The organism is Rhizobium etli CFN 42 (assembly GCF_000092045.1).
Lineage (GTDB): Bacteria > Pseudomonadota > Alphaproteobacteria > Rhizobiales > Rhizobiaceae > Rhizobium > Rhizobium etli.
This window is the reverse complement of record NC_007765.1, coordinates 40,287-56,002: the sequence shown is the minus strand read 5'-3', so window position 1 is coordinate 56,002 and position 15,716 is coordinate 40,287. Positions and strand designations below refer to the sequence as shown.

The 15,716-nt window shown below is 62.7% G+C and carries 12 protein-coding genes; 9 read left to right on the top strand and 3 right to left on the bottom strand.

From position 1 onward, the window contains the following. Positions 1–86 precede the first annotated feature (86 nt). From RHE_RS24230 to RHE_RS24190, 9 genes are all read left to right on the top strand, one after another. Positions 87–1,976: an ABC transporter ATP-binding protein gene (locus RHE_RS24230; RefSeq protein ID WP_011427900.1), complete on the top strand. Its 1,890-nt coding sequence runs from the start codon at positions 87–89 to the stop codon at positions 1,974–1,976. After that, the gene (locus RHE_RS24225) at positions 1,976–3,883 is read left to right on the top strand and encodes an ABC transporter substrate-binding protein (protein ID WP_011427899.1); all 1,908 of its coding nucleotides are present in this window, start codon (positions 1,976–1,978) and stop codon (positions 3,881–3,883) included. Before RHE_RS24230 ends, RHE_RS24225 begins: the two co-directional genes overlap by 1 nt. Before the next feature lie 3 nt (positions 3,884–3,886). Next, positions 3,887–4,885: an ABC transporter permease gene (locus RHE_RS24220; RefSeq protein WP_011427898.1), complete on the top strand. Its 999-nt coding sequence runs from the start codon at positions 3,887–3,889 to the stop codon at positions 4,883–4,885. Continuing rightward, complete coding sequence (locus tag RHE_RS24215; RefSeq protein ID WP_011427897.1) at positions 4,885–6,057, top strand: ABC transporter permease; 1,173 nt, start codon at positions 4,885–4,887, stop codon at positions 6,055–6,057. The genes RHE_RS24220 and RHE_RS24215 overlap by 1 nt, the downstream gene beginning before the upstream one ends. Positions 6,058–6,154: 97 nt before the next feature. Beyond that, positions 6,155–7,363, top strand: coding sequence for a glycosyltransferase family protein (locus RHE_RS24210; RefSeq protein WP_020922951.1), 1,209 nt, complete (start codon positions 6,155–6,157; stop codon positions 7,361–7,363). 9 nt (positions 7,364–7,372) lie between these two features. Next, positions 7,373–8,620, top strand: a complete 1,248-nt coding sequence (locus RHE_RS24205) for a glycosyltransferase (RefSeq protein WP_042119808.1) — start codon at positions 7,373–7,375, stop codon at positions 8,618–8,620. Continuing rightward, on the top strand, positions 8,617–9,762 hold the full coding sequence (locus RHE_RS24200; RefSeq protein WP_011427894.1) for a glycosyltransferase family protein: 1,146 nt from the start codon (positions 8,617–8,619) through the stop codon (positions 9,760–9,762). Before RHE_RS24205 ends, RHE_RS24200 begins: the two co-directional genes overlap by 4 nt. Before the next feature lie 182 nt (positions 9,763–9,944). After that, positions 9,945–12,659: an ABC transporter ATP-binding protein gene (locus tag RHE_RS24195; protein ID WP_011427893.1), complete on the top strand. Its 2,715-nt coding sequence runs from the start codon at positions 9,945–9,947 to the stop codon at positions 12,657–12,659. Between the two features lie 97 nt (positions 12,660–12,756). Beyond that, entirely contained in the window at positions 12,757–13,224 is a 468-nt protein-coding gene (locus tag RHE_RS24190) for a cyclic nucleotide-binding domain-containing protein (RefSeq protein WP_004679746.1), read from the top strand. A 7-nt stretch (positions 13,225–13,231) separates the two neighbouring features. Here the strand turns inward: RHE_RS24190 and RHE_RS24185 are convergent, their stop codons facing one another. The 3 genes from RHE_RS24185 to RHE_RS24175 form a co-directional block, all read right to left on the bottom strand. Next, positions 13,232–13,522: a type II toxin-antitoxin system RelE/ParE family toxin gene (locus RHE_RS24185; protein WP_011427892.1), complete on the bottom strand. Its 291-nt coding sequence runs from the start codon at positions 13,520–13,522 to the stop codon at positions 13,232–13,234. Then, positions 13,519–13,980 carry a hypothetical protein gene (locus tag RHE_RS24180; protein ID WP_063503104.1) on the bottom strand — a complete coding sequence of 154 codons (462 nt, stop codon included), beginning with the start codon at positions 13,978–13,980 and terminating at the stop codon, positions 13,519–13,521. Before RHE_RS24180 ends, RHE_RS24185 begins: the two co-directional genes overlap by 4 nt. A gap of 245 nt (positions 13,981–14,225) precedes the next feature. Next, entirely contained in the window at positions 14,226–15,557 is a 1,332-nt protein-coding gene (locus RHE_RS24175; RefSeq protein WP_011427890.1) for an MFS transporter, read from the bottom strand. Between the last annotated feature and the right edge of the window lie 159 nt (positions 15,558–15,716).

The window sequence follows — 15,716 nt, the reverse complement described above, 5'->3', positions numbered from 1 at the left end:
CTTGATTGTCATCAGCTAGACACCCCGTTTGCGGTACGATAGTGTTGCCTTAACGGGAACATAGAAGACTGGGGAATTTCATTGGTATGGCGTCCGCTGCCGATCTGTTGCGTATTGAGAATCTCGACGTCTCCTTCTCGGTTTTCGGCGATCGCCTGCGTGTCGTAAAGGAAGCCAATCTCCGCATCCTTCCGGGCAAGGTCACCGCTCTCGTCGGTGAATCCGGCTCGGGCAAATCGGTGATCAGCCAGGCCATCATGGGCATCCTGCCCAATCCGGCCAGAGCGTCGGGCAGCATCCTCTTTACCGATCCGCTCGACGGCAGCACGACCGATATCCTCTCCTTGTCACGCGACAGCGAGCAGATGCGCGACCTGCGCGGCCGGCGCATGGCGACGATCTTCCAGGAGCCAATGACCTCGCTCTCGCCGCTGCACACCGTCGGCAACCAGATCAGCGAAGTGCTTTTGATCCACACCGAGATCGACAAGCAGGAGGCGCGTGAAAGGACAGAGGAAATGCTCGGCCTCGTCGGCTTTTCCAATCCGCACCGCACCTACGACATGTATCCGTTCGAATTGTCCGGCGGCATGCGCCAGCGCGCGATGATCGCCATGGCGCTGATCTGCAAGCCGGCGCTCCTGATTGCCGACGAGCCGACGACGGCGCTCGATGTGACGATCCAGGCGCAGATCCTGGAATTGCTGCGCGACCTGCAGGCCAAGCTCGGCATGGCGATGCTGCTCATCACCCACGATCTCGGCATCGTCGCAAACATGGCCGACGAGGTGGTCGTCATTTATCACGGCGAGATCATGGAAGCCGGGCCGGTCGAGGCGATCTTCCGCAACCCGCAGCATCCCTATCTCAAGGCGCTGATGGCCGCCGTCCCGCATTTCGACATGAAACCCGGCGAGCGGCTGAAGGCGCTGCGCGATGTGCGGGTCAATCTTGAGGCGCTTGTTGGCCAGAAAAAGCCGCTGCAAGCGGAAACGCCGGGCACGCTGCTGTCCGTCACCAATCTGTCGAAGACCTACAAGACGCGCAAGCGCAGCTTTCTCGGCAAGCACGAGGCCACCGTGCTGCGCGCCGTCGACGATGTCAGCTTCGATATCCGCCGCGGCGAATGTCTGGGTCTGGTCGGCGAATCAGGCTGCGGCAAGACCACGCTCAGCAAGATCCTGATGCGCGCGATAACGCCGGATTCCGGCGCGGTCCTCTTCAACGACGGCAAGGAGGTCATCGACGTCCTCGCGGTCAAAGGCGACGAGCTGCAGGATATGCGCACCAAGATCCAGATGGTGTTCCAGGATCCAGTCTCCTCGCTTTCGCCGCGCATGACGGTGCGCAACATTCTCAGTGAACCGCTTGAAATTCACGATCGCGGCGACAGCGACGAGCGCAAGCGCAAGGTCGAAGGGCTGATGGCGGCGATCGGCCTAGACAAGCGCTATCTCAGCCGTTACCCGCACAGCTTCTCCGGCGGCCAGCGCCAGCGCATCGGCATTGCCCGTGCACTCGCCCTCGGCCCGAAACTCGTCATTCTCGACGAACCGGTCTCGGCGCTTGACGTCTCCGTCCAGGCGCAGATCCTCAACCTCTTGAAGGATCTGCAGAAGGAGCTGGGGCTGACCTATCTCTTCATCTCGCACAACCTCGCCGTGGTCGACTACATGGCCGACCGCATCGCCGTCATGTGCAAGGGCCGCATCGTTGAGATCGCGCCGCGCGAAATTATTCTGCGCGATCCGGTCCACCCTTATACGAAATCGCTGCTCGCCGCCGTCCCCTTCCCCGATCTCGACCGCCCGCTCAATTTCAAGGCGCTCCGGGAAAACGGCGCCGCCGACAAGCAGAACTGGGGCGCGACCTTCACCGCCGAGCATGACGACGCTTCCGAGCTTGCCTATGCCGACCTCGGTGACGGCCATCTGGTGCGCGCCCGCAAGGGCGCCGATGCCAGGGAGTTGCGCTGATGGTGACGCGTCGCACTTTTCTGGGCGGCCTCGTCGGTGCTGCGATCGCGCCGGCGGTGCTTCGCGCCGAGCAGGCAGTCGAGCCGGAGTTCCTCAAGGAGAAGCTGACATCCGGCAGCCTGCCTGCTATGGCCGAGCGCATTCCCGCCCGCCCGCGCATCGTCAACCTGAAGGAACTGGGGCTCGAGCCCGGCACCTATGGCGGCACGGTGCGGACCATCATCGGCAGCCAGCGCGACATCCGCTTCATGACGATCTACGGCTATTCCCGCCTGGTCGGCTATAACAAGCACCTGCAGTTCCAGCCTGACATTCTGGCCGACTTCCGCTCCGAGGACGACACCGTCTTCACCTTCACGCTGCGGGAAGGCCATAAATGGTCCGACGGAGAGCCGTTTACGGCCGACGATTTCCGCTACTGGTGGGAAGACGTCATCCTCAACGACAAGCTGACGCCGGGCGGCGGCGCCCTCGAGCTTCGTCCGCACGGCAATCTGCCGCGCTTCGAAATGCTCGATGCTCTGACGGTGCGCTATACCTGGGAAAAACCCAACCCGATGTTCCTGCCGAGCTTGGCAGGCCCGCAGCCGCTCGTCATTTTCGGGCCGGCGCATTACCTGAAGCAGTTCCATAAGAAGTTCCAGCCCGACCAGGCGAAGATGGAACAGATGATGCAGACGAGCCGCGTCAAGAAGTGGCAGGATCTGCACATCAAGATGGCGCGCTCCTACCGTCCGGAAAATCCGAACCTGCCGACGCTCGATCCCTGGCGCAACACGACGGCGCTGCCGGCCGAGCAGTTCGTCTTCGAGCGCAACCCGTTCTTCCACCGCGTCGACGAGACCGGCAGGCAGCTGCCCTATCTCGACCGTTTCGTCCTCAACGTCTCCTCCTCGTCGATCATCGCCGCCAAGGCGGGTGCGGGCGAGGCCGACCTGCAGGCGACCGGCATCGATTTCAACGACTACACCTTCCTGAAGGAGGCGGAGAAGCGCTTTCCGGTGAAGGTCAATCTCTGGAAGGTCGCACGCGGCTCGCGCATCACGCTCTTGCCGAATCTCAACTGCGCCGACGAGGTGTGGCGCGGCCTTTTCCGCGATGTACGCCTGCGCCGGGCGCTGTCGCTGGCGATCAACCGGCACGAAATCAACATGGTCGCATTTTACGGCTTGGGCACGCCGAGCGCCGATACCGTGCTGCCCGACAGCCCGCTGTTCAAGCAGGAATATGCCGACGCCTTCGTCAAGTTCGACCCCGACGAGGCCAACCGCCTGCTCGACGAGCTCGGCCTGGCCAGGCGCGGCGACGACGGCATCCGGCTGCTGCCGGATGGGCGGCGCGCAGAGATCACCGTCGAGACCGCCGGCGAAAGCAATCTCGATACGGACGTGCTGGAACTGGTGCACGATCACTGGGCCGATATCGGCCTTGCGCTTTATACCCGCACCTCGCAGCGCGACGTCTTCCGCAACCGCGCCATGAGCGGCACGATCATGATGTCCATCTGGTACGGCCTCGACAACGGCGTGCCGACGGCCGACATGTCGCCGTCCGGTCTTGCGCCGACGCTTGACGATCAGCTGCAGTGGCCGCTCTGGGGCATGCATTATCTTTCCGCCGGCCAGGAGGGCGTGGCGCCCGACCTGCCGGAGGCGGCCGAACTGATCGATCTGCTCAAACAATGGGGCTCAACAGCAAAATTCGAGGAGCGCCAGGCGATCTGGCACAGAATGCTGTCGCTCTATACGCAGCAGGTCTTCTCGATCGGCCTCATCAACAGCACGTTGCAGCCGATCCTGCGCGCGGCCAAGCTGCAGAACCTGCCGGAGAGAGCGCTCTACGGCTTCGATCCCACCTCCTATCTCGGCGTCTATATGCCGGATGTTTTCTGGTACAAGGAGGCCTGAGGCGTGCTCAGATACATTCTCTGGCGCATCGCCGCCATGGTGCCGACACTCTTCGTCATTTCGGCGCTGGTTTTCACCATCATCGAGCTGCCCCCCGGCGACTTCTTCGAGAGCCAGATCGCCGAGCTGCGCGCCTCCGGCGAGACCGCCAACCTCCAGGAAATCGAGGAAATGCGTCAGCAATACGGCTTCGACAAGCCGGAGATCGTGCGCTATTTCTACTGGGTCGGCGGCATGCTGCACGGCGATTTCGGCTATTCCTTCGAATACCAGCTGCCGGTCTCGGATGTGGTCGGCGAACGACTGTGGCTGACGATTCTCGTCTCCTTCACGACGATCCTGCTCACCTGGCTGATCGCCTTTCCGATCGGTATCTATTCGGCGACGCATCAGTATAGCTGGGGCGATTACGGGCTGACCTTTCTCGGCCTGCTCGGCATCGCCATTCCGAACTTCATGCTGGCGCTGATCCTGATGTATTTCGCCAATGTCTGGTTCGGGCTGTCGATCGGCCACCTGATGGACCAGCAATATCTCAACGCGCCGATGAGCTGGGAAAAGGCGAAGTCGATCCTCGCCCATCTCTGGATCCCCGTCATCATCGTCGGCACGGCCGGCACGGCCGGCATGATCCGGCGGCTGCGCGCCAATCTTCTCGACGAGATGCAGAAGCAATATGTGACGACGGCCCGCGCCAAGGGCCTGCACCCGATGCGGGCGTTGGTCAAATATCCGCTGCGCATGGCGCTCAATTTCTTCATCGCCGACATCGGCTCGATCCTGCCGTCGATCATTTCGGGCGCCGAAATCGTCGCCATCGTCCTATCGCTGGAGACGACCGGGCCGATGCTGATCAAGGCGCTGCAGAGCCAGGACATGTATCTCGCCGGCTCGTTTCTGATGTTCCTCGCCTTCTTGAACGTCATCGGCGTGCTGATTTCCGATATCGCCCTCGGCTTCCTCGATCCCCGCATCCGTCTGCAAGGCAGGAGCACCAAATAATGTCGCCCCTTCCCGCACCCGGCGCGCCACTTCCCCACTACGTCTCGACTGCGCCTTTCGATCCGCATGCGACCGAAACCATGACGGCGGCGCAATCGCGCATCCATCTCGCCTCGCAGAAACAGCTGATGTGGTGGAAGTTCAAGCAGCACAGGCTGGCCTTGATCTCCGGCATCTTTCTTGCCGCCGTCTACCTGATGATCCTGATCGTCGAGTTCCTGGCGCCCTACGGCCTGCACACCCGCAACGTCGATTTCATCCATGCGCCGCCGCAGCGCGTTCACTTCTTCGACAAGGGAGAGTTCGTCGGCCCCTTCGTCTACGGCCGCAGCATGACGCTCGATCTCGATACACTGCACAGGGTCTATACCGACCGGCCGAACGACGTGCAGCCGATCCGTTTCTTCTGCCGCGGCGATTCCTATAAATTCTGGGGTGTCGTCGCCTCGAACTACCATCTCATCTGCCCGGCGATCGGCGGCCAGATGTTCCTGCTCGGCACCGACCGGCTCGGCCGCGACGTGCTGTCGCGCATCCTCTATGGCGCACGCATATCGCTGACGATCGGCCTGATCGGCATTTCGATCAGCTTCGTGCTCGGCATCGTCATCGGCGGCCTTGCCGGCTACTGGGGCGGCGTGTTCGACCTCATCGTCCAGCGCCTGATCGAGGTGCTGCAATCGCTGCCGAGTCTGCCGCTATGGATGGCGCTCGCCGCCATCATGCCGGTGACCTGGAGCCCGATCGTCATTTATTTCGGCATTACCGTCATCCTCGGCATCATCGACTGGACCGGGCTGGCGCGGGCCGTGCGCTCCAAGCTCCTGGCGCTGCGCGAGGAGGATTACGTGCAGGCCGCGCAGCTGATGGGCGCCAGCACGCCACGCATCATCGGCCGCCATCTGGTGCCGGGCTTCATGTCGCATCTCATCGCCTCGGCGACGATTTCGATCCCCGGCATGATCCTCGGCGAGACCGCGCTCTCCTTCCTCGGCCTCGGCCTTCGCCCGCCGATCACCAGCTGGGGCATTCTGCTGACCGAGGCAAAAAGCGTCAGCGTCATCGCCTTCTATCCTTGGCTGCTCTTTCCGATCATTCCTGTTGTTCTTGTCATTTTGGCGTTCAACTTTCTGGGAGACGGCTTGCGTGATGCGGCAGATCCCTACAAATAGCAGGAAACCCGGCGGCGCCTCACGGCACCGCGCCCGCCTCGTGACCTCCGGACGGTGGGGGTACTAATTCATGTTGTTCACCCCGGAGGGAACACCCATGGCCAGACGTCTCGAAGATGCTCGCATCCTCATGTACAGCCACGACACCTTCGGCCTCGGCCACCTGCGCCGCTGTCGCGCCATCGCCCATGCATTGGTCGAGGACTATCGCGGCCTCAACATCCTGATCATTTCGGGCGCGACGATCGCCGGCGCCTTCGACTACCGCGCCCGCGTCGACTTCGTGAAGATCCCGAGCGTCATCAAGCTGCGCAACGGCGAATATACCTCGCTTGCCAGCCACATCGATCTGCACGAGACGCTGAAGATGCGCGAATCCAGCATCCGCCACACCGCCGAGACCTTCCAGCCCGACATTTTCATCGTCGACAAGGAGCCGATGGGACTGAAGGGCGAGGTCGAGGATACGCTCGCCTATCTCAAGGCCCGCGGCACCGTGCTGGTGCTCGGCCTGCGCGAGATCATGGACGCGCCGCATCTGCTCGATGCCGAGTGGAAAAGAAACGGTATCATGCAGAAGATCGACCAATATTACGACAGCGTCTGGGTCTATGGCCCGCCGGACTTCTACGACCCGCTGATCGGTCTCGATGTGCCGGTCAGTCTGCGCCGGAAGATGGATTTCGTCGGCTTCCTGCAGCGCAGCGTTTCCAAGGGCAAAACCTCGATCCACGCCCGCAAAGACAATTACCTCCTCGTTACCACAGGCGGCGGCGGCGATGGTTCCGATCTCGTCCACGACGTGATGAATGCCTATGAGGCCGATCCGACGCTGACGCAGAAGGCGCTCGTCGTGCTCGGGCCCTATATGCCGGCCGCCGAGCGCGCCAAGCTGGTGCAGAAGGGTGAAGCCATCCCCTACATCGAGGTGATCGAGTTCGACAATCATATGGAAGAACTGATCGACGGCGCCACCGGTGTCGTCGCCATGGGCGGCTACAACACCTATTGCGAGATCCTCTCCTTCGACAAGCCGGCCCTCATCGTGCCGCGCGTCAAACCGCGCGAGGAACAGCTGCTGCGCGCCAAGCGAGCCAGCGAGCTCGGTCTCGTCGACATGCTGCTGCCGGAGCAATCGGTTGATCCCGCCATCATGGCCGCGGCGCTGAAGCGCCTGCCCTCCCGCCTGCCGCCGTCGAAAAGCGGCAGCAATATGCATCTCGAAGGGCTGGATCACATCTCGCAGACCGTCGGCCGGTGGCTCGACGGCCGGGCCACCCACCTTGCCGTCGTCGGCGCAGAATAGGGCACAGCCTTGCCGCCACGCCGCAATATCCTCGTCGTGCTGAAAGGCTATCCCCGCCTTTCGGAAACCTTCATCGCCCAGGAACTGCTCGGCCTCGAAAGGGCCGGCTTCGACCTGACGCTGATTTCCATGCGCCGGCCGACCGACAAGAAGCGCCATCCCGTACATGACGAGATCAAGGCGCGCGTCGTCTATCTGCCGGAATATCTGCACGAGGAACCGATCCGCGTGCTGAAAGGCCTCGTCGCCGGCTTCGGTAAAACCGGCTTCAAGGCGGTGATGAAACGCTTCTTCGCCGACCTCAAGCGCGACCCCTCCCGCAACCGCTTCCGCCGCCTCGGCCAGGCGCTGGTGCTGGCGCGCGAATGGCCGGATGGAGGCGAGTGGCTGCATGCCCATTTCATCCATACGCCGGCCTCGGTAACGGAATATACAAGCATCCTGACGGGCATGCCCTGGACCTGTTCGGCCCATGCCAAGGACATATGGACCTCGCCCGACTGGGAACTGAAGGAGAAGCTGAAGAGCGCCCGCTGGACCGTCACCTGCACCAGGACCGGCTACGAGCACATGCGCATGCTGACATCGCGCAAGGAGGCCATACATTTGAGCTATCACGGCCTCGATCTCGCCCGCTTCGGCCATTTTTCCGGCGCACATTCGCAGAGAACCGGCAACGACCCGGCCGATCCGGCCTTCATCCTCAGCGTCGGCCGCGCCGTCGAGAAGAAGGGCTACGACGTGTTGCTGCGGGCGCTGGCGCTGCTGCCGGCCGATCTCCATTGGCGCATGGAGCATATCGGCGGCGGCGACGAGCTTGCCATGCTGAAGGCGCTCGCAGCCGAGCTCGGCCTCTCCGGCCGCATCGTCTGGAAGGGCGCCATGGCACAGGAAGACGTGCTCGATCACTACCGCCGCGCCGATCTCTTTGCGCTCGCCTGCCGCATCGCCGCCAACGGCGACCGCGACGGTTTGCCGAACGTGTTGGTCGAGGCCTCGAGCCAGCGCCTCGTCTGCATCTCCACGACGGTATCCGGCGTACCGGAACTGCTGACGGACGGCGAGAACGGCCTCGTCGTGCCGCCGGAGGATCCGGCGCTGCTCGCCCGGGCGCTGGAGGCGGCGATCCGCGATCCGGCGCTGCGCCAGCGCCTCGGCGACGCCGCCGAAAGGCGGGTGCGCGAGGACTTCGATTATCATTCCAGCATCAGACAGCTCACCGGCCTGTTCGAGGCCGAATGGCAGAAGGCGTCATGACGGCACCGCGCATCTTCTTCTACGTCCAGCACCTGCTCGGCATCGGCCACATCGCCCGCGCCAGCCGCATCGCCAATGCGCTGGTCAGGGACGGCTTCGACGTCACCGTGGTGACCGGCGGCCTGCCGGTGCCGGGCTTTCCCGGCGAGGGTGTGAAGACCGTGGCTCTGCCGGCGGTCGTCGCCAGCAATGCCGGTTTCTCCGGCCTCGCCGATGCTGATGGCCGGCCGGCCGGCGAAGAATTCCTCGCCGCCCGCCGGCAATTGCTGCTCGACGCCTTCCATGCCGCAAAGCCCGATGTCGTCATCATCGAGGCCTTCCCCTTCGGCCGGCGGCAGATGCGCTTCGAACTCCTGCCCCTGCTTCGAGCGATCGAAGAGGCCGAACCGCGGCCAAAACTCGTAAGCTCGGTGCGCGACATCCTGCAGGAAAACCGCAAGACCGGCCGCGATCAGGAGACCGTGGCGCTGGTCAGGGATCATTTCGACGCCGTGCTGGTCCACGGTGATCCCGGCTTCGTCAGACTCGAGGATACCTTCCCGCTGGCGCCAGAAATCGCCGACAAGCTGCGTTATACCGGCCTCGTCGCGCCGCCGCCGGCACCCGAACCGGCGGAAACCTTCGATATCATCGCATCGGCCGGCGGCGGCGCGGTCGGCGCCGAGCTGATCGGCGCGGCAAAGGAGGCGGCGAGACTGCTGCCGAGCGATCTTCGCTGGCTGCTGATCTCAGGTCCCAATCTGCCGGAGCCCGATTTTGCCAGGCTGTCGCGGGACGTAGCCCCGAATGTGACGCTGGCGCGCTTCCGCAAGGATTTTCCCTCGCTCTTGCGGTCCGCTAGGGTGTCGATCTCCCAGGCCGGCTACAACACGGTCGGCGACCTCTTGCGCACCGAGTGCCGGGCGATCCTCATTCCCTTCGTCGCCGGCGGCGAGACCGAACAGACGGTGCGGGCCGAGCGGCTGCAGGCGCTGGGTCTTGCCGAAATCCTACCGGAACAAGGGCTGACCTCAGCCCATGTGAAAGAGGCTGTCGAAAAGGGGCTGGCAGCGCCTCGGCAGGAGCCGGCCTCGCTCGATCTCGACGGAGCGGAGAAGACGGCCGCCATCATTCGCTCGATGATTGCCGAATCGCTCGCCTAATTTAAAAATCCTGTGATATAAGCAGAGTTCCGGCGAGAATCGGCCTTTCTGCAGCCGGTGCCCTTCGCCTTGTTTTCATTGCGATATCGGCGGTCCGGCTGCATGGTCCTGTTCTCGACAATTCCTCCCGTCCCGCGCCCGGATCGCGCCTTCGGAATTTCCCAGCACGCTGACGGTTAGTCATGGAAAAGAGCCTCGCCCGCTACATCTGGAAGAACACGCGGCTGCAGCAGCTGTGGATCCTGGCTGTCGTCGCGGCCTCGATGATCCCCTATTTCCTGTCCTTCGATCTGCCGAAGCAGATCGTCAACGGACCGATCCAGGGCGACGGCTTTGAAGGCCCCGGCGCAACCCAGACCTTCATGCATATCGCCTATGACATTCCACTGATCGGCCATGTCGAATTCTTCAAGGGCGTGCAGCTCGACCGCTTCCAGATGCTGATGGCTCTCAGTCTGGTATTCCTGGCGCTGGTGGTGCTGAACGGGCTCTTCAAATTCTACATCAACACCTATAAGGGCCGACTCGGCGAACGCATGCTGCGGCGCATCCGCTTCGAACTGATCGACCGGGTGCTGCGGTTTCCGCCGGCTCATTTCAAGCGGGTGAAATCGGCCGAGATCGCCACCATGATCAAGGACGAGGTGGAGCCGATGGGCGGCTTCACCGGCGACGCCTTCGTCTCGCCCGCCCTGCTCGGCGGTCAGGCGATCACCGCGCTCGCCTTCATCATCGTGCAGAATTTCTGGCTCGGCATGATCGCCGCCGCCATCGTCGGCGTCCAGGCAGTCGTCATTCCCCGCATGCGCAAGCGCTTGCTGGATCTCGGCCGCCAGCGGCAGCTGACGGCCCGCGAGCTTTCCGGTCGCGTCGGCGAAATCGTCGAGGGCATCGGCACGATCCACGGCAACGACACATCCAACCTCGAACGCGCCGATATCGCCTGGCGGCTCGGCCGCATCTTCTCGATCCGCTACGACCTTTACCAGTGGAAGTTCCTGGTGAAGTTCATCAATAACTTTCTCGCCCAGGTCACGCCCTTCCTGTTCTACGCGATCGGCGGTTATCTCGCGCTGCAGGGCCGGCTCGACATCGGCCAGCTCGTCGCCGTCATATCGGCCTACAAGGACCTGCCCGGGCCGCTGAAGGAACTGATCGACTGGGACCAGATGCGCCAGGACGTGCAGGTGAAATATCAGCAGGTCTACGAGCAGTTCAACGTCGAGCCCTTGATCGACAGTAGGATCCAGGAATTGGCGACCGCACCCGTGGGCGCACTGACCAGCGCGCTGGTCGTCACCAATCTGACGCTTTCGGACGACAGCGGCGCCCGCCTCGTCGACCACGTCTCGGTCGAAATCAAGCCGAACGAGACGGTTGCAATCGTCGGTCCGAACGGCAGCGGCGCCGAAGCATTCGCCGAAGCGCTCGGCCGCATGATCTGGCCCGACTCCGGCCGCATCACCATCGACGGACGCGACCTGCTCGAGCTGCCGGAATCGATCACCGGCCGCCGCATCTCCTACGCCTCGGCCGACACCTTCTTCTTCCATGGCACGCTCGCCAGCAATCTGCTCTACGGCCTCAAGCACGCGCCGATGATCGACCCCGTCTACGACGAGAAGCAAGAGCAGGAGTATAAATGGCACTCCGCCGAGGCGCTGAAGGCCGGCAACCCGACGCTCGACCTCAACAGTGATTGGGTGGATTACCAGGCGGCCGGCGCCAATGGACCGGATGATCTCCTCAAAGCGATCCGGCCGGTGCTCGACGCCGTGCTGATCTCGCAGGACATCCTCGACCTGGCGCTGCGCTCGAACGTCAATACCGAGGTGCATGTGGCGGTCAGCGACCATGTCGTGGCGCTGCGCGCCTCGCTGCGCGACCGGCTGCGCGACGAAGGGCTCGACGGCATCGTCGTGCCCTTCGATTTCGACGCCTACAATGCCCAGGCGACGGTCGGTGAGAACCTGCTCTTCGGCACGATGAAGCGGCCGCTGATGACCAACCGCCGGCTTGCCGCCCACCCCTATTTCCAGCAGCTGTTCCGCGAGACGGGCCTCAGCACCGATCTCTACGCCATGGGCCTCGAGATTGCCGAAAACGCCGTCGAACTCTTCCACGACCTGCCGCCGGATCATCCTTTCTTCCAGCAGCTGACCTTCATGACGGCGGACGACATTCCGACTTATCAGGCGCTTCTGCAGAAGCTGCAAAGCCGCCGCTTCGAGGACGCCACGCCTGAGGAGCGGTCCGCCATCATCCGGCTTAGCTTCGCCTATATCGAGCCGCGCCACCGCTTCGGCCTGCTGACCAACGAGCTGATGGACAAGATCGTCAGCGCCCGCAAGCAGTTCCATGCGCATATTCCGGCCGACCTCGCCGAGTTGATCGAGCGCTACGACGCCGAGCGCTTCACCCCGTCGGCAAGCCTGATGGACAATGTGCTCTTCGGCCGTATCGCCTATCAGCAGGCCGACGCCTCCGACCGCATCCGGGCCATCATGGGCGAGCTCTTCGACGCGCTCGACCTTTATGACGATGTCCTGTCGATCGGTCTCGAATTCGACGTCGGCTCCGGCGGCAAGCGGCTGACCATGGTGCAGCGCCAGAAGCTGAATCTTGCCCGCGCACTTCTGAAGCGCTCGGACTATTTCGTCTTCAACCGGCCGCTGTCGGCACTGGATCAACGCGTTCAGGATCAGATCACCCGCAACATCATCGAAGACCTGCATAAGGAAGGTGAGCGCCCGGCGATCATCTGGGTGCTTTCGAATGCGCGGCTCGCCGAAATGTTCGACCGGATCCTGCTCTTCGACCGCGGCGGGCTGGCGGAAGCCGGAAACTATCCGGAACTTTCCGAGAAAAACGGTATGTTCAAGGAACTGTTATCGTAATATTCTATTGGGGCGGCGATGGTAGGCGTTCCCGGGGGAACGCCCGGAATTGAGGCGCCGGGTTCCAAGAACCCTGCGTCAGGGGATTGAAACGCTCATGCTGTTGAGAGACGAAGTCGAAATGCTGCGCCGGGTGCCGATCTTTTCGAGGATTGCGCCAGCGAAACTCAAGCTTTTGGCCTTCACCTCCGACCGCATGACCTACAAGGCCGGTCAGGATCTCTTCCATCAGGGTGATGTCGGCGACGCGGCCTATGTCATTCTCTCCGGCAGCGCCGACATCATCGTCTCCTCGCCGGCCGGCGAAATCAAGGTCGCCGATGTCGAGCTCAATTCCATCGTCGGCGAAATCGCCATCCTCTGCGATGTCTCACGCACGGCAACGGTGCGCGCCACCTCGCCCCTTGAGGTGCTGCGCATCAGCAAGGAGCACTTCCTGAAGCTGCTCAGCGACTTCCCCGAGATGGCCGTGGAAATCATGCGCGTGCTTGCCGACCGCCTGAACCACACCACCGCGGAACTGACCGCGGCGCGGGCGGCGAAGCAGCCGCAGATGGCGCAGTAAGAAACACTCAGCGTTTCGGCGGCCAGTGCTGGGCGCCATGAAGAAGGCGCAGTATTTCCACCCTCTGCGCCTTTTTGTCGATGCGATAGATCAGCAGGAATGCGGTGCGCGGAATGACCAATTCCCGTGTTCCCTCGAGACGACCGCTGCGTCCTGCTTCGGGGTGATCGGCGAGCATTTTGGCCTGATGCCGGATAACATCATCCAACGCGATTGCAGCCTTCGGATTTTGCGCGAAGACGTGCCGAAGCTGATGTTCCCGATCCAGAAGCGTCTGCTGCAGCCAGCTAACGATCAAGCCTCATCTCCGGATTCCACCTGCGCGAGCAGTTCGGCCCGAAGCTTGTCCATTCGTTCTTCGGCATCCTGTGCAGTGATCCAGACCGCGTTCGGATCATCGGCTTGGCGGATCGCTTCCTCGACCTGTTCGCGAAACCACTTGTCGTATTCCGCCGCCTTATGGGTCCGACGCAGAGCTGCGGCCCGATCCGGTCGAGACGCCGTCTCGGAAACGTAATCGGCCGCATCGACATCGAACTGCGAGATGCCGACATCCTTGAGATAGGAGACCAGCGTATCCATACGCTTAAACAGGCGCACCTGCCGGCTGCGTTGAGCGGCGAGCGGACGTTCTGATTTGCCGTAGCGGATAACGACGGACCAGCCGCCGGTCTTGCCGACGACATGCGCGGCTTCGACCGCTCCGGCATCGACAAGGCGGGAAAGGGTTGAATGATCGACGGTTTCTGCGGTCACGGCCATATCCTCGTTGCGGCGACAAGGATATGCATTTAATTATAGATTGCAATGCATTCAATAATTGGATTTGGGCAGATTCGCGCCGATGGCTGCCCCTCACCTAACCCTCTCCCCGTAAAAACGGGGAGAGGGGACGTGCGAGAGCTTGGCGGGGGACGGAGAGGTTGCGGCTTGATCCCTTCGCCCCGTTTACGAGGAGAAGGTGCCGGCAGGCGGATGAGGGGCGGGCCTCGACGCCCCGCCTATTCGCGCTGTTCCAGCGCCTTGCTGAAGGCCAGCGCCGCCAGCGTGCAGATGGCGCCGGAAAGCAGGTAGTAGCCGACGAAGGTCAGGCCGAAGCGGCTGGAGAGGCTGAGCGCCACCAGCGGCGCAAAGCCGGCGCCGACCAGCCAGGCAAGGTCCGAGGTGAAGGCAGCACCGGTATAGCGATAGCCGCGGCCGAACCGCGACGAGATCGAGCCGGTTGCCTGGCCGAAGGACAGGCCGAGCACGCCGAAGCCGATGATGACGAAAGCGTCGTGGCCGTTATTACCGGATGCGATCAGGATCGGCCCGACAAAGCTGAAGACGGCGATGATGACGGCGCAGATGGCGAGCTGGGCGCGCCGGCCGATACGGTCGGCGATCAGGCCGGAGGCGATGATGGCGACGACGCCGACCATGGCGCCGACCACCTGCACCACCATGAAGGTGCCGATCGGCTGGTTGCCGTAAAGGCTCATCCAGCCGAGCGGGAAGATGGTCACCAGGTGGAACATGGCGAAACTGGCAAGCGGCACGAAGGCGCCGATCAGGATGTCGCGGCCGTGAACGCGCAGCACCTCGAGGATCGGTGCGGCCTCCAGCTCATGTTGCTCGAGCAGCGTACCGAATTCCTTGGTCATGACCAGGCGCAGACGCGCAAACAGCGCCACGACATTGATCGCGAAGGCGACGAAGAAGGGATAGCGCCAGCCCCAGGAAAGGAAGTCCTCGCTGGAAAGGTTGGCGACGAAATAACCGAAGAGCGTGCTTGCCAGCGCAAAACCGATCGGAGCGCCGAGCTGCGGGATCATTGCGTACCAGCCACGGTGATTGGGCGGCGCGTTGAGTGCGAGCAGCGATGCCAGGCCGTCCCAGGCGCCGCCGAGCGCGAAGCCCTGGCCGAGTCGGAAGAGCGCCAGCAGCGCGATCGACCAGACGCCGATCTCCGCATAGCCGGGCAGGAAAGCAATCGAGGCCGTGGAGCCGCCGAGCAGGAAGAGCGCGATCGTCAGCTTCGTGCCGCGCCCATACATCCGGTCGATGGTCATGAAGACGACGGAGCCGACGGGACGGGCGAGGAAAGCGAGCGAGAAGATGGCGAAGGAATAGAGCGTGCCGGTCAGCCTGTCGGGCGCGAAAGGAAAGACGAGCTGCGGAAAGACCAGGACCGAGGCGAGGCCGTAGACGAAGAAATCGAAGAATTCCGACATGCGGCCGATCACCACGCCGATGGCGATGCTGCCCGGTGACACCGGCTTGTCGTCGTGAATACGCCGTGCGTCGCGTTCAAGCGACGACGACGACGGTCCGTAATGCGATGTTGTTGCCATAAAACGCCTCCTCGTTAAGGCGCTTGCGGCAAGGCGCCTCAAGTCTGATCTTGATCAAACCTGCAGGCTTATCAAGTCCGTAAGACCGAAATAGTTCATCATCACGGCTCAAATGAAGCGCAGATGGAAAAAATTGCGTGATCCGGACGGTGATTTTCC